The 21,843-nt window shown below is 73.1% G+C and carries 21 protein-coding genes; 1 reads left to right on the forward strand and 20 read right to left on the reverse strand.

Annotated elements, in window-relative coordinates; all coding sequences use genetic code 11:
* Positions 1 to 2 precede the first annotated feature (2 nt).
* The 6 genes from rlmN to rpsB all read right to left on the reverse strand — a co-directional run bounded on the left by rlmN (position 3) and on the right by rpsB (position 5,883).
* Positions 3 to 1,160 carry a dual-specificity RNA methyltransferase RlmN gene (gene rlmN, locus BBK14_RS07820; RefSeq protein ID WP_071060586.1) on the reverse strand — a complete coding sequence of 386 codons (1,158 nt, stop codon included), beginning with the start codon at positions 1,158 to 1,160 and terminating at the stop codon, positions 3 to 5.
* A 51-nt stretch (positions 1,161 to 1,211) separates the two neighbouring features.
* A complete protein-coding gene (locus tag BBK14_RS07825; RefSeq protein ID WP_241831284.1) occupies positions 1,212 to 2,273 on the reverse strand; it encodes a phosphatidate cytidylyltransferase in 1,062 nt (353 codons plus the stop codon).
* 177 nt (positions 2,274 to 2,450) lie between these two features.
* On the reverse strand, positions 2,451 to 3,008 hold the full coding sequence (gene frr, locus BBK14_RS07830) for a ribosome recycling factor (protein WP_020458794.1): 558 nt from the start codon (positions 3,006 to 3,008) through the stop codon (positions 2,451 to 2,453).
* Positions 3,005 to 3,802 carry a UMP kinase gene (gene pyrH / locus BBK14_RS07835; protein WP_071060590.1) on the reverse strand — a complete coding sequence of 266 codons (798 nt, stop codon included), beginning with the start codon at positions 3,800 to 3,802 and terminating at the stop codon, positions 3,005 to 3,007. Before pyrH ends, frr begins: the two co-directional genes overlap by 4 nt.
* A gap of 309 nt (positions 3,803 to 4,111) precedes the next feature.
* Positions 4,112 to 4,726, reverse strand: a complete 615-nt coding sequence (locus BBK14_RS07840; protein ID WP_041253727.1) for a translation elongation factor Ts — start codon at positions 4,724 to 4,726, stop codon at positions 4,112 to 4,114.
* 245 nt (positions 4,727 to 4,971) lie between these two features.
* A complete protein-coding gene (rpsB, locus tag BBK14_RS07845) occupies positions 4,972 to 5,883 on the reverse strand; it encodes a 30S ribosomal protein S2 (protein WP_071060592.1) in 912 nt (303 codons plus the stop codon).
* Positions 5,884 to 6,919: 1,036 nt separating this feature from the next.
* On the opposite strand from rpsB, the gene BBK14_RS07850 reads away from it, so the two are divergent.
* A complete protein-coding gene (locus BBK14_RS07850; protein ID WP_071060594.1) occupies positions 6,920 to 7,735 on the forward strand; it encodes a M23 family metallopeptidase in 816 nt (271 codons plus the stop codon).
* 128 nt (positions 7,736 to 7,863) lie between these two features.
* On the opposite strand, the gene BBK14_RS07855 is transcribed toward BBK14_RS07850, so the two are convergent.
* From BBK14_RS07855 to ftsY, 14 genes are all read right to left on the reverse strand, one after another.
* Positions 7,864 to 8,748: a tyrosine recombinase XerC gene (locus BBK14_RS07855; protein WP_338045440.1), complete on the reverse strand. Its 885-nt coding sequence runs from the start codon at positions 8,746 to 8,748 to the stop codon at positions 7,864 to 7,866.
* 188 nt (positions 8,749 to 8,936) lie between these two features.
* Positions 8,937 to 10,163: a DNA-processing protein DprA gene (gene dprA, locus BBK14_RS07860; RefSeq protein WP_071060598.1), complete on the reverse strand. Its 1,227-nt coding sequence runs from the start codon at positions 10,161 to 10,163 to the stop codon at positions 8,937 to 8,939.
* Positions 10,160 to 11,749, reverse strand: coding sequence for a YifB family Mg chelatase-like AAA ATPase (locus BBK14_RS07865; protein WP_071060601.1), 1,590 nt, complete (start codon positions 11,747 to 11,749; stop codon positions 10,160 to 10,162). Before BBK14_RS07865 ends, dprA begins: the two co-directional genes overlap by 4 nt.
* Positions 11,749 to 12,105, reverse strand: coding sequence for a YraN family protein (locus tag BBK14_RS07870; RefSeq protein ID WP_071060603.1), 357 nt, complete (start codon positions 12,103 to 12,105; stop codon positions 11,749 to 11,751). The genes BBK14_RS07865 and BBK14_RS07870 overlap by 1 nt, the downstream gene beginning before the upstream one ends.
* A 197-nt stretch (positions 12,106 to 12,302) precedes the next feature.
* Positions 12,303 to 12,599 carry a DUF2469 domain-containing protein gene (locus tag BBK14_RS07875; protein ID WP_011606858.1) on the reverse strand — a complete coding sequence of 99 codons (297 nt, stop codon included), beginning with the start codon at positions 12,597 to 12,599 and terminating at the stop codon, positions 12,303 to 12,305.
* Complete coding sequence (locus tag BBK14_RS07880) at positions 12,596 to 13,318, reverse strand: ribonuclease HII (protein WP_071060710.1); 723 nt, start codon at positions 13,316 to 13,318, stop codon at positions 12,596 to 12,598. The genes BBK14_RS07875 and BBK14_RS07880 overlap by 4 nt, the downstream gene beginning before the upstream one ends.
* Positions 13,319 to 13,323: 5 nt before the next feature.
* A complete protein-coding gene (gene lepB, locus BBK14_RS07885; RefSeq protein WP_071060605.1) occupies positions 13,324 to 14,619 on the reverse strand; it encodes a signal peptidase I in 1,296 nt (431 codons plus the stop codon).
* A gap of 192 nt (positions 14,620 to 14,811) precedes the next feature.
* Positions 14,812 to 15,168, reverse strand: a complete 357-nt coding sequence (rplS, locus tag BBK14_RS07890; RefSeq protein ID WP_020458783.1) for a 50S ribosomal protein L19 — start codon at positions 15,166 to 15,168, stop codon at positions 14,812 to 14,814.
* 563 nt (positions 15,169 to 15,731) lie between these two features.
* A complete protein-coding gene (trmD, locus tag BBK14_RS07900; RefSeq protein WP_071060609.1) occupies positions 15,732 to 16,622 on the reverse strand; it encodes a tRNA (guanosine(37)-N1)-methyltransferase TrmD in 891 nt (296 codons plus the stop codon).
* A 100-nt stretch (positions 16,623 to 16,722) separates the two neighbouring features.
* Positions 16,723 to 17,460 carry a ribosome maturation factor RimM gene (rimM, locus tag BBK14_RS07905; RefSeq protein WP_241831287.1) on the reverse strand — a complete coding sequence of 246 codons (738 nt, stop codon included), beginning with the start codon at positions 17,458 to 17,460 and terminating at the stop codon, positions 16,723 to 16,725.
* Between the two features lie 57 nt (positions 17,461 to 17,517).
* Positions 17,518 to 17,751, reverse strand: coding sequence for an RNA-binding protein (locus BBK14_RS07910; RefSeq protein ID WP_006544182.1), 234 nt, complete (start codon positions 17,749 to 17,751; stop codon positions 17,518 to 17,520).
* Complete coding sequence (rpsP, locus tag BBK14_RS07915; RefSeq protein ID WP_026240110.1) at positions 17,752 to 18,192, reverse strand: 30S ribosomal protein S16; 441 nt, start codon at positions 18,190 to 18,192, stop codon at positions 17,752 to 17,754.
* Positions 18,193 to 18,448: 256 nt separating this feature from the next.
* Positions 18,449 to 20,014: a signal recognition particle protein gene (gene ffh / locus BBK14_RS07920; protein WP_071060714.1), complete on the reverse strand. Its 1,566-nt coding sequence runs from the start codon at positions 20,012 to 20,014 to the stop codon at positions 18,449 to 18,451.
* Positions 20,015 to 20,466: 452 nt separating this feature from the next.
* Positions 20,467 to 21,762, reverse strand: a complete 1,296-nt coding sequence (gene ftsY / locus BBK14_RS07925; protein WP_071060611.1) for a signal recognition particle-docking protein FtsY — start codon at positions 21,760 to 21,762, stop codon at positions 20,467 to 20,469.
* Between the last annotated feature and the right edge of the window lie 81 nt (positions 21,763 to 21,843).

A 21,843-nucleotide genomic window follows, 5' to 3' on the forward strand; every position in this document is an offset into this window, starting at 1 on the left:
GACTACCGACCCGTCCTCGAGCGCACGGGCGGCTCCGCGGCGAGTTGCCCGCAGGCCGCGGCGATCTCCCGGCCCCGGGTGTCCCGGACGGTGGCCGCCACCCCGCGGGCCCGCAGGCGCTCCACGAAGACACGCTGGCCGCGCGGGGCGCTCGCCTGCCAGGACGAGCCGCCCGTCGGGTTGAGCGGGATGAGGTTCACGTGCGCGAGCTGGCCGGCCAGCAGGGCGGCCAGCGCGTCCGCGCGCTCGGGCGAGTCGTTGACGCCGTCGATCAGGGCGTACTCGATGCTCACGCGCCGCCCCGTCACCCGGGCGTACTCCCACGCGGCGGCGAGCACCTCGGCCACCGGCCATCGGGTGTTGATCGGGACGAGCTCGTCGCGCAGCTCGTCATCCGGGGCGTGCAGGGACACGGCGAGGGTCACCGGCAGCCCCTCACCGGCGAGGCGACGGATCGCCGGGACCAGGCCCACCGTGCTGACCGTGAGCCCGCGGGCGGAGAGGCCCAGCCCGTCGGGCGCCGGGTCGATGAGGCGGTGCAGGGCGGCGAGGAGGGCGGCGTAGTTCGCCAGCGGCTCCCCCATGCCCATGAACACCACGTTCGACAGCCTGCCGGGACCACCGGGCAGGCCACCCTCGGCCGTCGTTCGGGCCGCCATCGTTCGAGCCGCGTCCACCACCTGTTCGACGATCTCGGCGGTCGAGAGGTTGCGGGTCAGCCCGCCCTGGCCCGTCGCGCAGAACGGGCATCCCATGCCGCAGCCCGCCTGGCTCGAGACACAGACCGTCGCCCGCTGCGGGTAGCGCATCAGCACCGACTCGATCTTGGCGCCGTCGACGGTACGCCAGACGGTCTTGCGAGTCTGGCCACCGTCGCAGTCGAGGGCGGTGGCCGGCGTGAGCAGCCTCGGCAGCATCGCCTCGACGAGCGCGGGGCGGACCGAGGCGGGCAGGTCCGTCATCAGGTCTGCGTCGTCGGCACGCAGGTGGTGGGTGAAGTAGTGGCGGGCCAGCTGGTCGGCGCGGAACGCCGGCAGGCCCAGTGACGTGGCCACGGCCCGCCGCTCGTCCCGGGAGAGGTCCGCGAGGTGGCGCGGCGGCCTGGACCGCCCTGACACCAGTGGCAGGAGGTTTCCGGATTCGGCGGTCGTGGCTGTCATGGCCAGTCCAGTCTGCCAGGAGCCCCGGGCACGCGACGAATCGGTGATCGGTCAGCCGAGGAACGCGGTGATGAGCAGCCAGGCAACGGGCGCGGTACACAGCAGCGAGTCCAGCCGGTCCATGAGGCCGCCGTGGCCGGGCAGCAGGTTGCCCATGTCCTTGATGCCGATGTCCCGCTTGAGCAGCGACTCACCGAGGTCGCCCACGGTCGCCGTGCAGGCGACGGCGGCGCCGAGCAGCGCGCCCTGCCAGATCTCGGCGCCCAGCGGCCACGCCATCAGCACGCTGGCGACGACGACGCAGCCCACCACCGATCCCGCGAACCCCTCCCAGGACTTCCCGGGCGACACGCTGGGCGCGAGCTTGTGCCGCCCGCCCGACAGCACACCCGCGGTGTAGCCGCCGATGTCGCTGGCCACGACGGTTCCGAGGAACGCGATGGTGCGCCAGTGGCCGTCCGGGGCGGAGGTGAGCAGCGTGGCGAACCCAGCCGGAAAGCCGACATACGCGGAGGTGAACGCGCAGGCCGCGGCGTCCCGCAGCCGCGCCTGACGCCCGCCGCCGTGACGCCCGCCGCCGGCCGGGTCGCGCACCGCGCGGACGGCGACGGCGGCCAGGGTCGTGCCCGCGAGCGCGAGCGCGAGCCCGTTGGTGCCGGACGTGTAGGCGGCCACGGGCATCGCGATCGCCCCGGCGGCCAGCGGGACGAGCGGCACGCTCATCCCCGCGACATGCAGGGCACGGACCACCTCGTAGGTGCCGACCGCCACGGCGGCGCTGACCACCGCGACCCAGATCGGGTACAGCGTGAACAGCGGGACGAGGATGACCGCGCCCAGCACGACCCCGACGGCGATCGCCGCGGGCAGGTCGCGCCCGGCCCGGATCACCCGCCGGCCGTTCCGCGGGGCCCGGCCGCCGCGCGGCGGCTCCGAGGCTGTCTCCGGGGGCGCAGCCGCGTCCGGCGTTGCCGCTGTGCCCGAGGCGGAGTTGGCCGGTGCCGGACCGGCCGGAATGGGGCCGGCCGGGGCCAGGTCGACCGGGCGGGTATGCACCGGCACGTCGCCGGCGTTCCCCCGCCCCCCGTCGGGGGTGTCCGCGCGGTCAGTCACGGAGGCGTCCTCGGGAGGAACCCCCAGGGCCGAGACGCTCACGGCGCCGCGAGGTCCGCCGTCCACCGGCCGCCCGCCAGCTTGCCGACGAGACGGAGACGGGGACGGGAACCCGGGCGCAGGGGCCGGGACAGCGGATGGGCACGGCGTCGCACGCGGACGGGCGCTGGTCGAGGGTCAGACCGACAACAGGTCCGACTCCTTGATGCGAAGCAGTTCGTCGACCTGGCTGACGTAACGGTGGGTGGCCTCATCGAGGTCCTTCTCCCCGCGGCGTCCCTCGTCCTCGCCGGCCTCGCCGTCGCGGACGATCCGGTCGATCGCGTCCTTCGCGTGCCGGCGGATGTTGCGGATGCTGACCCGGGCCTCCTCGGCCTTGGTGCGGGCCACCTTCACCAGGTCACGACGGCGCTGCTCGGACAGCTCCGGGAAGACGCACCGAATGATCGTCCCGTCGTTGCTCGGGTTGACCCCGAGGTCGGAGTCACGGACGGCCTTCTCCACCGCGCCGAGCGACGACTTGTCGTACGGGGTGATGATGACCATGCGCGGCTCGGGGATGTGGAACGAGGCGAGCTGCTGCACCGGCGTGGGAGCGCCGTAGTAGTCCACCAGGACCTTCCCGAAAACCGCTGGCGTGATCCGCCCCGTGCGGATGTTGGCGAAGTCGTCCTTGGCGACCGAGACGGCCTTGTCCATCTTCTCCTCGGCCTCGAGGAGCGTGTCGTCGATCACCGCGCACCTTCCGTTCCGTACGTCTCGACTCCGACCAACGTGCCGATCTTCTCACCCCGGACGGCGCGGGAGATGTTCCCCTCGGTCAGGAGGTCGAAAACGACAATGGGCAGGTCGTTGTCCATGCACAGGCTGATCGCGGTCGCGTCCATGACCTTCAGGCCGCGCGCGAGGACCTCGCTGTAGGTGAGGCTGTCGAACCGGACGGCGCCGGCGTTCGTCGCCGGATCGGAGTCGTAGACCCCGTCGACCTTCGTCGCCTTGAGTACCGCCTGCGCCTTGATCTCCAGCGCCCGCTGGGCGGCGGTGGTGTCCGTCGAGAAGAACGGTGCCCCGAGGCCGGCGCCGAAGATGACCACGCGCCCCTTCTCCAGGTGCCGGATCGCGCGCAGGGGGAGGTAGGGCTCGGCGACCTGGCCCATGGCGATCGCCGTCTGCACGCGGGTGACGATCCCCTCGCGCTCCAGGACGTCCTGCAGGGCCAGGCAGTTGATGACCGTACCCAGCATGCCCATGTAGTCGGCGCGGGCGCGGTCCATGCCCCGCTCGGCGAGCGCCTGGCCGCGGAACATGTTGCCGGCCCCCACGACTATGGCGACCTCGATGCCCGAGCGGCTCACCTGGGCGATCTGGCGCGCGATCGTCGCCAGCGTCACCGGGTCGATCCCGAGCGGCTCACCACCGGCGAAGGCCTCGCCGGAGAGTTTCAGCAGGAGGCGGGTCCACCGCGGCCCGGGCTCGGTGCGGGCGGCGGGATCCACCCCTCCAACGGCACTGTCGGCGTCATCGGTCACAGGCGGCTCCTTCGCCGGCGGCCGGGATCAGCGGCCAAGGATGTTCATGCTGACAGCAGTCTGCCGCACGACTCCGGCACGGCTGCCCGTGGCCCCGCGTGGCGCGTCGACCAGCGCGAACCGTGGCGGGCTCAACCGCCGCGGTCACCCGCCGGCGAGCACGGACGTCGCTCGCGCCCACAGCCCGGACGTCGCTCGCGCCCACGCGCCGCACCCGGGCCCCGCACGGACTCCGGCCCGACACCCGCGGAGGTCCTCCCCCACCGGGTGCCCGGCCGTGTCACGTCGCCCGGCGCGGTGCGCTCGCGCTCAGGCCTGCTTGATGTTGAACCGGGCGAACCGGCCCACTTCAATCTTCTCACCCAGCGCGGATCCGGCCTGCTCCAGCAGCGCGCGGATCGTGAGCTTGCCGTCCTTGACCCAGGGCTGGTCCAGCAGGACGACGCTCTTGACGTAGCCGTTGACCCGACCCTCGACGATCTTCGGGATGGCCTTGTCGTTCTTGCCCTCTTCGCGGGCGGCCGCCTCGTAGATCTTCCGCTCCTGCTCGAGCACCTCGTTCGGGATCTGCTCGGCGGTCACGTACAGCGGGTCCGCCGCGGCGATGTGCTGGGCGAGGTCCCGCGCGAGCTGCTTGAAGTCGTCGGTCTTGGCGACGAAGTCAGTCTCGCAACGCAGCTCGATGAGCACGCCGAGCGTCGGCGGGAGCTGCGGGTCGGTGCGGTGCAGGTACGACTCGACCAGCCCGTTCGCCGTGCTGCGGCCCGCGCGCTTGGCGACCTGCGCGAGGCCCTTCTCGCGCAGCCAGGACTTGGCCTTCTCGAAGTCACCGTCGTGGTCGACGAGCGCCTTCTTGACGTCGCTCATCCCCGCGCCGGTCAGTTCCCGGAGCTTGCGGATGTCGGCGGCTGTGATGTCTGCCATGGTGCTCTTCTCGTCAGTTCCGATTGCTGGCGATGGTGGGCGTTCTGTCTCGGCGCCGAAACACACGCGACGCCGCCGCGCGGAGGCGCCCCCGGGGCCGCTCGTCGCCCGCCCGCGGCGGTCGACGTCCGTCCTCCCAGGGGTCGCCCGCCCCGACAGTCGCACGGACGGCCCTACCGGGGCTGGAACGGGTTCTCCGGGGACGTGGTCACGCCCCCGGAGAACCCGCGTGAGACCAGGATGTGTCAGACGGCGGTGCCGACCGCGTCCGGCTGGGGCTGCTCCTCGGTGGCCGTCTCGACAGCCGCGACCGCCTCGGTCGGCTCGGCGGCCTCGGCCGCCACCGGGGCGGCGGGGGCGGCAGGCGCCTCGGCCGCGGCGTCCCCACGCAGCAGGGCCTGCTCCCACTCGGCGAGCGGCTCCTCGCCGGTGGACTGCTCCGGCTTGGCCTCGGCGTTGCTCGACGCGCCGGCCCGCGACATCAGACCCTCGGCCACCGCGTCGGCGACGACACGGGTCAGCAGCGCCGCGCTGCGGATCGCGTCGTCGTTGCCCGGGATCGGGTAGTCAACCTCGTCGGGGTCGCAGTTGGTGTCGAGGATCGCCACGACCGGGATGCCCAGCTTGCGGGCCTCACCGACGGCGATGTGCTCCTTCTTCGTGTCCACGACCCACACCGCGCTCGGCACGCRGGCCATGTCGCGGATACCACCGAGGGTGCGCTCGAGCTTCGCCTTCTCCCGGGTCAGGACGAGCTGCTCCTTCTTGGTGCGCACCTCCGTGCCRCCGGTCAGCTCGATCTCCTCAAGCTCCTTGAGCCGCTGGAGCCGCTTGTAGACCGTGGAGAAGTTGGTCAGCATCCCACCGAGCCAACGCTCCTTGACGAAGGGCATGCCGACCCGCTGGGCCTGCTCCTCAATCGCCTCCTGTGCCTGCTTCTTCGTCCCGATGAAGAGGACGGTGCCGCCGTGGGCGACCGTCTCCTTGACGAAGTCGTAGGCGCGGTCGATGTACGACAGCGTCTGCTGGAGGTCGATGATGTAGATGCCATTGCGCTCCGTGAAGATGTAGCGCTTCATCTTCGGGTTCCAGCGCTTGGTCTGGTGCCCGAAGTGCACGCCGCTCTCGAGGAGCTGCTTCATGGTGACGACGGCCATGATCCGTCGCTCCCTTCCCGCCCGGCCCGCGGGCCGGGACGCCTCGGTTGTGACGGCCCCGGCGGAAAACCGGAGCCCCTGACGCCCGGATGGCCGTGGCCGCCGCGAGGCGACGGACCGAGGAGGCCCTCCCGGTCAGTGCCGGGAGTGGGCGTGCGAACTGAGCCCGCGAGCGGTGGGAGATCGACCGAACGACCGCCACCCGACCGCCATCGGAGACGCACCTGGCGCCGACGGCGCTGTAGAAAACCGTGAAACACCACAGCGCCGAGAACACCTCAGCATCAGGAACACCGCGACGAGACCGCGACACGGCACAACTGCGCCGCAGGACCACCGCGACGTCCAGGAAGCCGGGAACGCACCGACCAACGGACTCCGTGTCGATGATACCCGGCCGCCGTGGCCACTCCCCACTCCCCGAATCCCCACTCCCCGAACCAGCGACGCCGGCCCCCGCCCGGCCCAGCTCAGCATGGGGCACGGCCGGATATGCCACGCGGCACTGGGCCGGGGCGGGGCGGGTGGGCACGGACCGGAGCGGTCCGGGACGGCGGAACAAGGTGCGGGCGGGACACCCATGGCGGTGCGGTCCATCGATCACAGACCGGCCGCGGCTCGCCCACGGAAGGCCGGAGCGGCCCCTCGGCCCGCATGGTGGAGCCCGCTCTCGGCGGCCGGCGATACCCGGCCATAAGCGCCAAGAGACACCCGAAGACACCGTCTTCGCTCTTTCATTTTCAGTTATCCACATTTGCCGTTGGGTAGCTGCATTTGCCGCCGCATGCACGCATCCTGATGTTGCTGGCAAACCGAGCCCCCGCGAGCCAGCAAGGCGGCGGCCGGGCCCACCCCCGACCGGGCCCGGCCGCCGCCCCCACACCGTCCACGGAGCCTCGCTCCCCCACCCCGCCCGCGGCGACGACGCCGGCCGGCGCCGATCGCAGCCAGCCGATCACTGTCGGCCATCAGCGGTCACTCATGGCCGCCGTGTCGGGCTGCCGCGGTCGGCTGCCGAATCCGGAGGCGAACCGCCGTGCCCCACCCGCCGCGTTTCGACCCGCACTGGCTCGTGATCCCCGCTCTCGCGCTGATGATCGCCCTGGGCTGTCCCGGGCGGGTACCGATCCGCGGGTCGTTCGGCGCGGGCGCACCGGACGTGCTGACCGCTCCGGCAACCCCGGCACCGCCCGTGACGGCCGCGATCCCTGCCGCACCGACGAGCCCGGACGCCACGACCTCAAGGTCACCGGCGGACACACCCGCGACGACGGTGGCGATCCCCCGAACGGCCTCCTCCGAGCCCACCGCGGCTCCGGCGGTCAACGACTCCCCAGGCGGGCTCACAGCCGCGGCGCCGACTGAACCCACGCCCGACGCCCCAACCTCGTCCCCGGCGCAGGCCCCGGCCCCGGCCCCGGCGCGGGCGCCGGACGGCGACCAGAGGTGGCGTTGGCCGCTGCCGGAGCCGGTCACGGTGGCCGGGATCTTCCGCGCTCCCACGCATCCCTACGGCCCGGGCCACCGCGGGGTGGATCTTCGTTCCGATCCCGGTGTCGGTGTCCGGGCAGCGCGGCCGGGTGTCGTCGGGTTCGCCGGATGGGTCGGTGACAGGTGGGTCGTGACGGTGGTCCACGGCGCGCTGCGTACCACCTACGAGCCGGTACGCCCCCTCGTCCACGAAGGCCAGACGGTTGGCGGTGGCGATCAGCTCGGGCTTCTCGAGGCCGGCCACCCGGGCTGCCCGGGTGCCGCCTGCCTGCACTGGGGCGTGCTGCGCGGCTCCGAGTACCTCGATCCCCTCTCCTTCTTCCACCGGGTCCCGCCACGGCTGCTGCCGCTGGATGGCTGATGCCCCTGAACCGCCGATGCCCCTGAACCGCCGATGGCAGGCTGGCCCGGTACTCGGGGACGCCACCGAACGGGAGCACTCCGTCATGCGGCTCGGTCCGCTACGGGGATCGGTCGGTGGCGCGGACGTCAGGCCCGCGGATGGGCCTGGTCGAAGGCGGCGCGCAGCCGCTCCGGGGTGACATGGGTGTAGATCTGCGTGGTCGACAGGCTGGCGTGTCCCAGCAGTTCCTGCACGGAGCGCAGGTCCGCGCCGCCTTCGACCATGTGGGTGGCCGCGCCGTGGCGCAGGCCGTGCGGCGTCAGACCGGTGGGAACCCCCGCGGCGGCGCCGCGCGCCTGGACGAGCCGGCGCACGGAACGCGGGTCGAGCCGGCCGCCACGGGCACCGAGCAGCAGCGCCGCCTCGACGCGCGTCGCGAGGTAGGGCCGGCCCCTGGTGAGCCAGACGTCGAGCGCGCCCGCCGCGGGCACGCTGAACGGCACACTGCGCTGGCGGCCGCCCTTGCCGTGCACGCGCAGGAGGCGCCGCTCGTGGTCGACGTCACCGATGTCGAGCCGGCACAGCTCGGAGACCCGCACCGCGCTGCCGTAGAGGATCTCCAGAACCAGATCGTCACGCAGGTTCAGCGCGACGTCGCGCGGCTCCTGCGCACGATCCCCCCGAGGCCGTGTCTCCAGCAGCCGGTCCGCCTGTGCCGCGGTGAGTACCTGGGGGATCCGCCGCGGCGCCCGGGTGGTCGCCAGCCGCGCCCCGACGTCATCGGGGAGGAATCCCCGCCGCGCGGCGAAGGCGGAGAACACCCTGGCGAGGGACGCACGGCGGGCGATGGTGGCCGGTGCCGCTCCGGCGGAACGCATGCCGGCCAGCCACCCGCGGAGCACGGCGAGATCCAGGTCCAGGAGATCCGTACGGCCGGCCGCGGCGGCGTGCGCACGTAGGCCCGCGAGATCTGCGCGATAGGCCCGGACGGTTTCCGGCGAACGATCCCGTTCGGCGACCAGATGGCGCACGAAAGCCTCGACGGCACCCGCCCAGCCGTCGCCGCCACTGCCTCCATCACCATCACCGTCACCAGGACCTGCGCCAGCGCGACCGCCGTTGCCGCCACCAGCGCTGTCACCACGGCCACCGCGGGCCGTGGCCGCGGGATCGCCACCCGTCCCCATTGCGCGACCTTGGCCGCCGGAATGGCGAGGCGTCAAGGCGGCGTGAAGCCGGACGCCGCCGGCGGCGCGCCCTCGGGCGAGGTTGGCTGGCCTCGGGGCGGGGACGAGGAGGAGCGGCCGAGCGCGGTCAGCCGATACCCGGAGTGGGTCGCCTCCACCAGCCCCTCGACCGCGAGCGGGCCCAGCAGGGCGAGGATCGCCCCAGGCTGCCTGCCGACGCGGCGGGCCAGCTCGGCGACGCCGATCGTGGAGCGGGCCGGCATCACGTCGAGCAGTTCCAGCACGAGATCCGCGAGACCGTCGCGCGCCCGGGCCGGGCCGGTCGAGCGGGGCTCCAGCTCGCCGATCGGGCCGATCTCCTCGCAGATGTCACCGGCGCTGGTGACCAGCACCGCCTCCTCGCGATGGTCCCGCAGGAGGCGATGACAGCCGGCGCTCATCGCGCTCGTCACCGGCCCGGGCACCACCATCACGGTGCGGCCGAGCCGCCGGGCATGGCGAACGGTGTTCAGCGCACCGCTGCGGAGCCCGGCCTCAACGAGCACCGTCCCCGCGCACAGCGCGGCGATGACCCGGTTTCGGGTGAGGAACCGCCGCCGGTAGGGCGGGCTGCCCGGTGGGGTCTCGCTGAGAACCAGGCCGGAGGCGGCGATCTCGTCGAGCAGGTCGGTGTGCGCGGCAGGGTAGGGCACGTCCACACCCCCGGCGAGGACCGCGATTGTCGGCCCCGCGGCAGCGAGGGCGCCTCGGTGTGCGGCGGCGTCGATTCCGAACGCCGCGCCGGAGACCACCGTCCAGCCGCGCCCGGCGAGCCCGTACCCGAGCTCCTCCGCCTGGTGGACGCCGTACGCCGTGGCCGCGCGGCAGCCGACGACGGCCACGGCCCGCTGGCTGAGGTGATCGAGCCGGCCCGCCCCCCGAGCCCACAGCACGAGAGGGGCGCCGACCTCCCGGCCGCCGCCACGGGCCTCATCGAGGGCGTCGACACAGGAGGGCCACTCCGGGTCACCTGGGCAGATGGGACGCGCGCCGACCTGCGCGGCGGTCTCGACGTCCTGGCGCGGGTCGACACCGGGGTGCTGCGGCCTCAGGCGCTCCCACAGCGCGATATCTCCGAGCCCGTGCAGCTGTTCGGGAAGCGAGGAGAGATCCGGGCCGGCGATGCGACTCAGCCCGATCCGCGCAAGGCGCCGTGGCTCGTCGCCGCCGGGCGCAGGAGCACCAATCGGGGACGACACCTCGCCCGCCCCGGCACTCACGCTGATCCCCCGGGAAGGCGTAGGTCCAGGGCGAGCCCGATCTCGTCGGGGCCCGGCCGGTCCTCGCCCTTGAGGTCCGCCACCGTCCAGGCGACGCGCAGCACCCGATCCAGCCCACGCGCGGTGAGCAGGCCCCGCTCGAAGGCACGGTCGGCGAGCCGGGTCGCAGCCGGCCGCAGCGGCCACTGTCGGCGCAGTGACGGGCCGGGCACCTCGGCGTTACGCCGCCACGGCGTGCCGGCGAGTCGGCGCCGCATCGCGGCCCGGGCCGAAGCGACGCGCTCGGCGACGACGCTCGAGGAGGTGCCAAGCCCCCGATCGGCCCGCAGCTCGGCACGGCTCGGCGCGGTCAACGCCACCTGGATGTCGATCCGGTCGAGTAGCGGCCCCGACAGCCTCGCCAGGTAGCGCCGGCGCACCGTGCTCGAGCAGTCACAGGTGTTGTCACGGGGGCCGCGGGCCCGCGAGCAGGGACACGGGTTCGCGGCCAGCACGAGCAGGAAGCGGGCGGGGAACCGGGTGGCGGCCCGGGCCCGCGCCACCTCGATGACACCGCTCTCGAGCGGCTGGCGCAGCACGTCCAGGCTGGTTCGGCCGAACTCCGGTGCCTCGTCGAGGAACAGGACGCCGTGGTGCGCCTGGCTGGCCAGCCCCGGGCGGATCACCGCGGAGCCGGAGCCGACAAGCGCCGCCGGCGTGGCGGAGTGATGCGGGCTACGGAAGGGAGGCCGCGTGACCAGCGGGCGGCCGACGGGAAGAACGCCCGCCACCGAGTGCACGGCGGTGACCTCCAGCGCGGCGGCGGTGTCCAGCGGCGGAAGCAGCCCGGGCAGCCGCTCGGCCAGCATGGTCTTGCCCGAGCCGGGCGGGCCCTGCATGAACAGGTGGTGTCCGCCCGCGGCGGCCACCTCCACGGCCAGGCGCCCCCGGCTCTGGCCGGCGACGTCCGCGAGATCAGGCCCGATCGGCTCCGGCTCCCGCTCCGGCGGCGCCGCCGATGCCGACACCGATGCGGGCTCCGACACCCGTGCCGGTGCCAATGCCGCGGGGAACCGTGCCAGGCCGAGCCGTGGGCGGCCGCGCAGCAGGCCGAGCACGCTGGCGAGGTCGGGCATGGACTCGACGACCGCGCCCGGGACCAACGACGCCTCGCCCGCGTTGGGTTCGGGCACGACGATGTTCGCCAAGCCGGCCTCGACCGCAGCGAGAACGGCTGGCAGCACCCCGCGCACCGGCCGAAGCCGGCCGTCGAGCGCGAGCTCACCGATCAGGACCCTGCTACCGAGGGCGGCTGCGGGGACCACGCCGGCGGCGCCCAGGATCGCGGCGGCCATGGCCAGGTCGAAGCCGCTGCCGGATTTGGGCAGGGTCGCCGGGAACAGGCCGACCGTGATCCGGTGGTCCGGCCAGCGCTCACGCGAGTTGACGACAGCGGCCCGCACCCGGTCCCGGGCCTCGTGGAGTGCCGCGTCCGGAAGGCCGATGAGCGTCAGCCCGGGCAGGCCGCGGGCCAGGTCGGCCTCCACCTCGACGAGATGGCCCTCGATACCGACGACCGCGACGGCCAGCGACCGCGCAAGCGCCATCAGAAGGCACCCCGCCGGTGCTCCACCCGGACGGACCCCTGCCGCTCCCGGTAGACCGACAGCACGTCGAAACGGATGATCGCCGGTGGATGCGGGTGCTCGGCCAGCCACCGCACGGCCAGCCGCCGGATTCTCGCCGCCTTGCGGCCGACCACGGCGTCCGGGCCGCTCCCGTAGTCCGCGCCGCTGCGCGTCTTCACCTCGCAGAAGACGAGCGTGTCGCCGTGGCGGGCGACGATGTCGATCTCGCCGTCCCGGCAGCGCCAGTTCCGGGCAAGGATCTCCGCACCGTCGGCGCTCAGGTGGCGCGCGGCGACGTCCTCACCAAACTTGCCGAGCCGCTGACTGACCCGCATCCGAGGCTCCGTCCCACCGGGGGTCGGTCGCCCGCCGGTGAGATCAGGTTCCGCGTGCGCGAGCCGCCGGTGGCCGCTGAAGGGAGACCTGTGGACAAGGTTTTCTCGTCCACAGGGTCACCCGGAGCGGTCCGCGCGACGGGCACCACGGGGCACCACCGTCCGCGACGGCACGCGAACCGGTGGCGCACCGTCGCTCAGAGCTCGGCCTTGGTGAGCTCCTCGACGTTGATGTCCTTGAAGGTGACGACTCGCACGTTCTTCACGAATCGGGCGGGACGGAACATGTCCCACACCCAGGCGTCCCGCAGGGTCAGTTCGAAGAAGACCTCGCCGTCCGTACTGTTCCGGACCTCGATCTGATAATCGTTCGCGAGATAGAAACGACGCTCCGTCTCGATCACGTACGAGAACAACCCGACCACGTCGCGGTACTCGCGGTAGAGCTGGAGCTCCATCTCGGTCTCGTACTTTTCGAGATCCTCCGCGCTCATGCGGTCTCCGTGACGCCACGCAGGCTGGTCATAGCAACCCTGTCCTCCAGCCGCAACGATCGTGTTTCCCCTGCCGGCGCCGCCAGCGCGGCGACGTTGACATATGACAGTCGGTGCTGCTCGCACGGCCCGTACCGCGTCATCGCGGCGGTGTGCGCCGCTGTGACGTAGCCCTTGTGCTGCGCGAAATCGTACTCGGGATACCGCTTGTGCAAACTACGCATGATCCGGTCCCTGGTCACCTTGGCCACGACCGACGCCGCGGCGATGCACCCGACCATCAGGTCGCCTTTGATCACCGCCAGCGACTCGGCCCCAAGACCCGCGACCGCGAACCCGTCGGTGAGCACATACCTCGGCCGGACGTCGAGCGCCGCCACCGCCCGCCGCATCCCCATGATGTTGGCGACGTGCACGCCGTTCCGATCGATCTCGGCGGCGGGGATGACGATGGTCGACACCGCCGCCGCCGCTGCCAGAACATCCGCGTGGACCTCCTCGCGGACCCGCTCGGTGAGGAGCTTCGAGTCGGCCAGCCGCCTGAGCAGCCCCAGACGACGCTGATCCAGGACGACGGCGGCCACCACCATCGGCCCGGCGCAGGCTCCCCGGCCGGCCTCGTCCACACCCGCGACCGGCCCGAGCCCGCGCCGGACGAGCGCCCGTTCGTAGCCGAAGAGGCCGGCGTCGGAGCGGATCGCCGTGCCACGCACGTCCATCGCGATCAGGGTGAACCGCCCATGCCGCGCCGTCTCGCCCACCGCCTGCGCGGGCCGCAGCGCCGCTCCCCGCTCGCCCGCGTCGACCAGCCGATGGACCGCCCGCCGGTCGACCGCCGCCCGCCCGAGCGCCGCCGCCGGCTCGCCGGAACGGCGAGGGCGAGCGCGCCGACCGGGGCGATCAGCAGATCCGCGGATCCGGTGCTTCCGGGCACGCCGACCGCGCCCGGCGGCGAACTCGGTGCCGTCTCGTCGGACGTCGGAGCGGGCGTCCGAGCAGGCGCGGCGGAGGCCGATGGGATGCCGGAGAACGTGCCGGGCACCGTGAGCAGGCCGAACCGGCCGAGCGGCCACACCCGCACGAACGCCCGGCCGATCACCTTGTCCTGCGGGACCGGTCCGTTCTGGCGGGAATCCGACGAGCGAGAGCGGTGATCGCCCATCAGCCACAGGTCCCCGTCAGGGACCGTGAACGGCCCGAACGCCTGGAAGTCGTTCTCGTAGACGTACGGCTCGTCCAGCGCCTTGCCGTTCACCGTCACCCGCCCGGCGGCGTCGCAGCACGCGACGACGTCACCGCCTACGCCGATCACCCGCTTGATGAAGTCCTTCTCGCTCGGCGCGCCGAGGCCCAGCAGCTCCTGTGCGCCGCGGATGAACCTGCTCAGGCCGTTGGCCGGCGGGGCCACGATCGATTCCCGCTCGAAACCGGTGCCCTCGCCGTTGAACACGACGATCTCGCCCCGGTGCACGTCCCGGAAATGGTAGATGACCTTGTTCACCAGGACCCGGTCGTCGATGAGCAGCGTCCGCTCCATCGACTCGGACGGAATCCAGAACGCCTGGACGAACACGGTCTTGATCAGCAGCGCCAGCAGGAACGCGACCAGCACCAGGACCGGCAGCTCGCGCAGGAAGGAGCCGCGCCCGCGGTCCCGCCCCGCCGGCGGGCGCGAGATCCGCCGGCCCGTCGCCGCAGGCTCACCGCCCCCGGCCGCGCCCTCGTGCCCGGCCGTTCCGGTAGGCCCGTCCGGCCCGTTTGGCGGGTGCACGGCGTCGCCCGTCAGGCCACCGCGCTCATCCCGGCCGCGGGTGTCCGAGGCCAGCCCGGAATCGGCCAGGCCGGAATCCGCAGCGCGCCGGGAGTCCGAGACGTCGGTGCCGGTGTCCCAGGGGAGAGCCGCGTCACCGCGCTGCCCGTGACCACCCGCCGCAGCGCCTGAGGCCGGGCCGCCGGACGGCGGACCGCCCTGCGCCTGACCACCGAACGGCTCGGGCGTGCCCCGGTCCGATCCACTCACTGCGCCACCTCGCGAGGTCGGCCGTCATTCGTCACGGAACGGGTCGACACCCGCCCATGGCCGTGGCCTGACCGGTTCGACCCACGACCTGACCATCCTGCTGCACCGCTCACGCGGCGAAGTGGTTTGGTGAGCGGCCAGTCGCCGGAAGTCCTGCGACGAGGTCACCGGGCTGCCGGCCCGCGCGCGGGATCAGCGGCCGACCGGCTCGCGCTTCTCCTTGATCTTCGCGGCCTTGCCGCGGAGCTGGCGGAGGTAGTAGAGCTTCGCCCGGCGGACGTCACCGCGCGTCACGACCTCGACCCGCGAGACGATCGGGCTGTGGAGGGGGAAGGTCCGCTCCACACCGACACCGAAACTCACCTTGCGGACGGTGAACGTCTCGCGCACGCCGCCCCCCTGGCGGCGGATCACGACGCCCTGGAAGACCTGGATGCGCTGGCGGTTACCTTCGACCACACGCACGTGGACCTTGAGCGTGTCGCCCGGCCAGAACTCCGGCACGTCGGTCCTGCGCGACTCGGCGTCGAGGCTGTCCAGGGTGTGCATGGCAGTCGCTTCCTCAGAGGTTGTCACAGTCAAATGCATGAACGCCGGAACGTGCCCGGCGGGCCGCGTCGACCGGCACGCCACTCGACGCGGGGCACCGCACCGACCCAGGGCCGGGCGAGCACACGCCGGGACGGCGGAAACCGGAACAGCGGCTACGCCGGGTCGGCGAACCGACCGGGGCGCCGGATCGGCGGACCGACAGCGCCGATCACGATATCGCGTATCGCTACGACGCCGCTCACGACAACTCCGATCGCGGCAGGGCCGGTCACAGCTATGTCGATCATCAAAGCATCGGTCACGACCGCATCAGTCACGACAACGTCGGCCAGAGAACCGGCGGACACCGCATCCTACTGTGCCACACGATCGCGACGTCCGGTCGCCAGGCCCCTCCCCAGTACCACGCGCGGCGCGGCCGACCCGGCCACCGCGGGCCGGCTCACGCCCCGCCCCGTCCACACCTCGCGGCCAGGCTGGTCGGCGGCTCGATGTCGGCCGCCCGGCTCGGCGATGGCGGAGGACGGCGAAGAAGTCAGGCGACGGAGCACTCAGGAAGCTCAGGAACAGTGGCTCGACGCACAACCCGACGGAGCCGGCCCGTCACCGATCGTGCCTCTCTCGGCAACCGTCACCGCGTCCTCGACAACCCCCGCGGCCCCGGCGGCCGTCACCGCGTCCTCGACACCCGTTACAGGGGGGTCGTCCCCGCCGCCATGGGCGGCCACGATGGTGCTCGCCACCACCGCGCGGTCGGCGTCCGACAGCTCGATCCGGTCGAGCAGCTCCGGGCGCCTTCGGCGGGTCCGGCGCAGCGCCTCCTCCCGCCGCCACCGGGCGATCGCCGCGTGGTCGCCGGAGCGGAGGATCTCGGGCACCGCGCGGCCCTCCCACACCGGGGGCCTGGTGTAGACCGGCCCCTCGAGCAGCCCGTGGGCGAAGGAGTCATCGATGATCGACTCCGCGTTGCCGACGACGCCGGGAAGCAGCCGCGTCACCGCCTCGACCATGACGAGTGTGGCGACCTCGCCGCCGGCGAGCACGTAGTCGCCGATCGAGATCTCGTCGTCGGCCCAGGCGTCCACCACCCGGCCGTCGATGCCCTCGTAGCGGCCGCAGCAGAAGATCAGCCAGTCCTGTTCCGCCAGCTCGGCGGCGTAGCTCTGGGTGAACGGAACACCGGCCGGGGTGGGCACCACGACTCGGGGACGACGCGACGGATCACGGGCCACGATGTCGCGCAGCGCCGCGTCCCACGGCTCCGGGCGCATGACCATGCCCGGCCCCCCGCCGTACGGGGAATCATCGACGGTGCGGTGGACGTCGTGCGTCCACGCGCGCAGGTCGTGGGTCTGGATGTCGACGAGGTCCCGGGACGCGGCGCGGCCCACCAGGGCCAGCTCCAACGGGCGCAGATAGTCCGGGAAGATCGTCACGACGTCGATGCGCATCCGCTGCCTTCGTCAGAGGGAGGTGGGCCGCACCCGGTGGGCGGCGCCTCGAAACGGGGCGGTGACGGAGCCGGGAGCGCCGGCCGGGCGGAGCGCCGAATCAGTCGAGGTCGAGCAGGCCGGGAGGCGGGTCCACCACGATGTGCCCCGCCGCTGGGTCGACGGTGGGCACGATCTCCCGGACGAACGGCACCAGGTACTCCCCGCCCTCGGGACGGCCGATCGCGAGGATCTCCCCGCCCGGGGAATGGATGACGTCGACGACCTCACCGAGGACGTCCCCGGCAGGCGTGCGCGCGTGCAGGCCGACCAGGTCGCGATCCCACCACAGCTCGCCGTCGTCGTCCTCGTCGTCGGGGTCGACCGCCGGGCCGCACTCGTCGGAGTCGATGGTGAGGAAGCTGCCCCGCAGCGCCTCGGCGGCGTCACGGTCCGTGACCCCGTCGAAGCGGACCAGCAGACGGCCGGAATGCCACCGGGACGCCACGACGGACAGCACCGTCGCGCCCGGCGGCCCGGCGGCCCGGGCGGCGCCGGAATCGCCCGCCGAGCCAGGACCAGCCGCCGTGCCGACGGCATCAGCCGCACCCGCGGCGTCCGCCGCACCCGCGGCGTCCGCCGCACCCGCGGCGCTCGCGGCATCAGCTGTACCTGCGGCATCAGCCGGGCCGGCGGCGCCCGCGGCCGGCCGCGAGGCCGGCCCATCGGCCACCTGGCGAACCAGGCGGGCCCCCGGCGCGAAACGGCGCTCCGGCAGGTCGGTGCGGACGTCGACGGTCACGTCGCCACGAATGCCGTGCGGACGGCCGACCCGCCCGACGACGACAGGCTCACCCATGGGACGCGGCCACGTGCCCATGAAGGCGATGGGCACGGAGACGATGAGCGCACACGGCTACCGGTCCACGTCGACGACGTCGATCCGCAGACCGCGACCGCCCACACCGCCCATCACGGTGCGCAACGCCCGAGCCGTCCGGCCGCGCCGGCCGATGACCTTGCCGAGGTCGTCGGGGTGCACCCGGACCTCCAGCGTCCGGCCGCGCCGGTTGCTCGACAGATCCACCCGGACATCGTCGGGATAGTCGACGATGCCTCGGACGAGGTGCTCGAGGGCCGCTTCGAGCACTTACTGCCCCGCGGCGGACTCGGCGGGCGCCGACTCGGCACCGTCGGCCGCGGCCGACTTCTTCGCCTTCTTCGGAGTGGTGGCGGGCTTGTCGTCCGCCGCGGCCGCGGCGCGGGCCGCCTCCGCGAAGATCTCCCGCTTGTCGGGCTTGGGAGCCGCGACCTTCATCGGCGGGGGAGCGGGCAGGCCCTTGAACTTCTGCCAGTCGCCGGTCACCTTGAGGATCGCGAGCACGGGCTCGGTCGGCTGGGCGCCGACGGAGAGCCAGTGACCGACGCGGTCCGGGTCGACCTTGATGATGCTCGGGTCGGACTTCGGGTGGTACTGCCCGATGGCCTCGATGACCCGGCCGTCCCGCTTGGTGCGGGCGTCGGCGACGACGATGCGGTAGTGCGGCTCGCGCATCTTGCCGAGGCGCTGAAGTTTGATCTTTGTTGCCACGGTGGTCGTACGGCTCCAGACATATCGATGACCACCGGAACACACGGACTAGCCGTGACGCCCCGATGGCGGGAGAACACCGCCGACGACCAGCCACCACGGAGGTCCCTGAGGGAACTCACCTGAGAGCGGCCACGCCGACGCCGGCAGGCAGGGCCTGTATGACCTTACAGTCTGCCAGATCACCTGCCGACGCAACGCCCGGGGCACCCGGGTCTTCGCCAGGGCCCCCGCCGGGCGGGTGGGTTCGCGCGGGTCAGCGGCCTGGGCGGGGACGCCGCGGCGGGGTGTCGCCGCCCCCGAAGCCACCCTGCTGGATGAGCGAGGACAGGTCAGGCATGCCCTGCAGGCCGTCGCCCCCGAGGCCGAGCGCCGGCGGGCCGTCCTGGGGCGCGTTGCGGCGGTCCTGCGCCTGCGCGGCGCGTGCCGCCGGGTTTCCGCTGCGCCGCGCGCCCTTGCCCTTCTTGGCGGCCTTGCGGGCCTGGGCCGCCTTCGCGCGTGCCATTCCCGCCGGCAGGCCGGCGCCGCCGGCCATCTGCCGCATCATCTTGCGCGCCTCACCGAAGCGGTCCAGCAGTTGGTTGACCTCGGTGACGGTCACGCCGGACCCGCGCGCCACCCGGGCCTTGCGGGAGGCCTGGAGGATCTTCGGGTCCCGCCGCTCGGCCGGCGTCATGGACCGGATGATGGCGACGACCCGGTCGAGGTCACGGTCGTCAACCTGGGCGAGCTGGTCCTTGATCTGCCCCATTCCGGGCAGCATCCCGAGCAGGTTGCCGATCGGGCCCATCTTGCGAACGGTGAGCATCTGCTCGAGAAAGTCCTCGAGCGTGAACTCCGAGTTGGCCATCTTGACGGCCATCGCCTCGGCCTGCTCGACCTCGAACGCCTTCTCGGCCTGCTCGATGAGCGTGAGCATGTCGCCCATGCCGAGGATGCGCGAGGCCATCCGCTCGGGGTGGAAGACGTCGAAGTCGTCGAGGGTCTCGCCGGTGGAGGCGAACATGATCGGCGCCCCGGTCACCCGGGCCACCGACAGCGCGGCACCACCGCGCGCGTCACCGTCAAGCTTGGTCAGCACGACACCGGTGAAGCCGACTCCGTCGGCGAACGCCTGGGCCGTGGAGACGGCGTCCTGGCCGATCATCGCGTCGAGGACGAAGAGGATCTCGTCCGGCGAGACGGCGTCGCGGATGTCGGCGGCCTGGCGCATCAGCTCCTCGTCGACACCGAGGCGGCCGGCCGTGTCGACGACCACCACGTCGAAGACGTGGCGACGGGCGTGGGCGAGCGCGTCGCGGGCGACCCGCACCGGGTCACCGACACCGTTGCCGGGCTCCGGGGCGAAGACCTCGACCCCGGCCCGCTGGCCGACGACCTGGAGCTGGTTCACCGCGTTCGGGCGCTGCAGGTCGGCGGCGACGAGCAGCGGCGTGTGCCCCTGGGCCCGCAGCCAGCGGCCGAGCTTGCCGGCGAGGGTCGTCTTGCCGGTTCCCTGCAGGCCGGCGAGCAGGATCACGGTCGGCGGCGTCTTGGCGAAGCGCAACGTGGTCGTGCCGCCGCCGAGAATGGCGACGAGCTCCTCGTTGACGATCTTGATGACCTGCTGCGCCGGGTTGAGCGAGGTGCTCACCTCGGCCCCGCGGGCCCGCTCGCGGATGGCGGCGACGAAACCGCGGACGACCGGCAGCGCGACGTCGGCCTCCAGCAGCGCCACCCTGATCTCACGGGCGGTGGCGTCGATGTCGGCGTCGGTCAGCCGCCCCCTGCCACGCAGCGACGTGAAGACCTTGTCGAGGCGGCTGGAAAGGGTGTCGAACACGCGCACACACTCCGAGATCGCAGACGGACCGCAGGCACCAGCGTACGCACCCCGCGCCGATCCGGAACCGGGACCCGGGACGACGTGAGGCCCGCCGCGGACGGGACGCCCGGCCCGGCGAGGCGTGCCCGCACGGATCCCGGCACGACGCCGGCCGGCTCCGCCCTCTGCGCTGAGGAGGGCGAGACACCTCGCCGGAGGCTCACATGCCCGACCGATCAAGACCCGGTCGCGGCCTGGGGCGCGGCTGTCCGCGGATCCCGATGGATCCGCACAGGCGGAAAGACTAGATCAACCCAGGTCCGAGCGGAAGTGGCTCGAGCGGCCGGAGCTGTGGTCCTCCGGTGCCCCCTCGCAGTGAGCAGGCGCGCCGCGGTGCGGCCGCGGTTCCGCGGAACCGCGGCCGCACCGCGGAGGCCACGTAAAGGCGCGGCCTGACGGTCGCGCGGCCGTCAGGCCGGCTCGCCCAGCAGCGCGTCGACGAACGCCTCCGGCTCGAAGGGCGCCAGGTCGTCCGGGCCCTCGCCGAGGCCGATCAGCTTGACCGGGACACCGAGCTCCCGCTGCACAGCGATGACGATCCCGCCCTTGGCGGTGCCGTCCAGCTTGGTCAGCACGACACCGGTGATGTCCACCGCCTCGGTGAACACCCGGGCCTGGACGAGGGCGTTCTGCCCCGTGGTGGAGTCCAGGACCAGGAGGACCTCGTCCACCGGGCTCTGCTTGCCGACGACCCTCTTGATCTTCGTCAGCTCGTCCATCAGGCCGACCTTCGTGTGCAGCCGCCCGGCCGTGTCGACGAGCACGGTGTCGGCACCGTCGTCGATCCCGCGCTTGACGGCCTCGAAGGCGACCGACGCCGGGTCCGCCCCCTCCGCGCCGCGCACGGTCGTCGCCCCGACCCGGCCGCCCCAGGTCTCCAGCTGGTCGGCGGCGGCCGCGCGGAAGGTGTCCGCCGCGCCCAGCACGACCGAGCGGCCGTCCGCGACGAGCAGCCGAGCGATCTTGCCGCAGGTTGTGGTCTTTCCGGTGCCGTTGACGCCGACGACAAGGACCACGGCGGGCCGGTCCGGCGCGGACGTCCGCAGCGACCGGTCGGTGGTCGTGCCGACCTGGGCGAGCAGTTCGTCGCGCAGCATCAGCCGGGCGTCGGCCGCCGTGCGCGCCCCGAGCACCCTGGTGCGCTCGCGCAGCGCCTCGACCATCTCGGCCGTGGCCGTGACTCCGACGTCGGCGACGAGCAGTGTCGCCTCGACGTCCTCCCACGCCTCCTCGTCCAGGTTGTCCCCGGACAGCAGCGCCAGCAGACCGCGGCCGAGCGCGTTCTGCGAACGGGCGAGCCGGGCGCGCAGCCGTACCATCCGGCCCGTCGCGGGCGCGGGCACTTCGATCGGGGCCCGCGGGGCGACGATCTCGGGCCCGGTGACCGGCACGCTGTCCGCGCCCGCCGTGCCCGCCGCGCCGGCGGGGGCCGGCCCGCCCTGCCCGACCAGCCCGGCCGGCGAGTCCGCCGTCTCGCCGGGCAGGCCCGACCGGCCGGGTGGGGCCGCACCGGTCTGCGGGGATGTCGGCGGGATCGTCGGTGTGGCGACACCCGACCGAGCGGACGGCGCAGCGCCCGCGTCCGGCCGGTCCGCGTCCCGCGACCCGCCCCGACGGGAGCGTGAGCGCAGGGCGGTGCCGGCCACGAGGCCGACCATGCCGACCAGGACCACGGCGATCACAACGATGAGGATGACCAGCTCCACGACACGATCCTTACAGATCGCCGGGCAACCATCGCTCGCCCACCCCGTGACCACCGCAAGCGGGGCGGCCCGGAGGAGTGG

It is taken from the genome of Parafrankia soli, assembly GCF_001854695.1.
Taxonomy (GTDB): Bacteria; Actinomycetota; Actinomycetes; order Frankiales; family Frankiaceae; genus Parafrankia; species Parafrankia soli.

Bases quoted from the DNA above. Each gene is read 5' to 3' on its own strand.
- rlmN (WP_071060586.1), bottom strand. From the start codon at position 1,160: ATGACAGCCACGACCGCCGAATCCGGAAACCTCCTGCCACTGGTGTCA.
- BBK14_RS07840 (WP_041253727.1), bottom strand. From the start codon at position 4,726: ATGGCAGACATCACAGCCGCCGACATCCGCAAGCTCCGGGAACTGACC.
- BBK14_RS07865 (WP_071060601.1), bottom strand. From the start codon at position 11,749: ATGGCGCTTGCGCGGTCGCTGGCCGTCGCGGTCGTCGGTATCGAGGGC.
- BBK14_RS07870 (WP_071060603.1), bottom strand. From the start codon at position 12,105: ATGCGGGTCAGTCAGCGGCTCGGCAAGTTTGGTGAGGACGTCGCCGCG.
- BBK14_RS07875 (WP_011606858.1), bottom strand. From the start codon at position 12,599: ATGAGCGCGGAGGATCTCGAAAAGTACGAGACCGAGATGGAGCTCCAG.
- BBK14_RS07880 (WP_071060710.1), bottom strand. From the start codon at position 13,318: ATGGACGTGCGTGGCACGGCGATCCGCTCCGACGCCGGCCTCTTCGGC.
- rplS (WP_020458783.1), bottom strand. From the start codon at position 15,168: ATGCACACCCTGGACAGCCTCGACGCCGAGTCGCGCAGGACCGACGTG.
- trmD (WP_071060609.1), bottom strand. From the start codon at position 16,622: ATGCGCATCGACGTCGTGACGATCTTCCCGGACTATCTGCGCCCGTTG.
- rimM (WP_241831287.1), bottom strand. From the start codon at position 17,460: ATGGGTGAGCCTGTCGTCGTCGGGCGGGTCGGCCGTCCGCACGGCATT.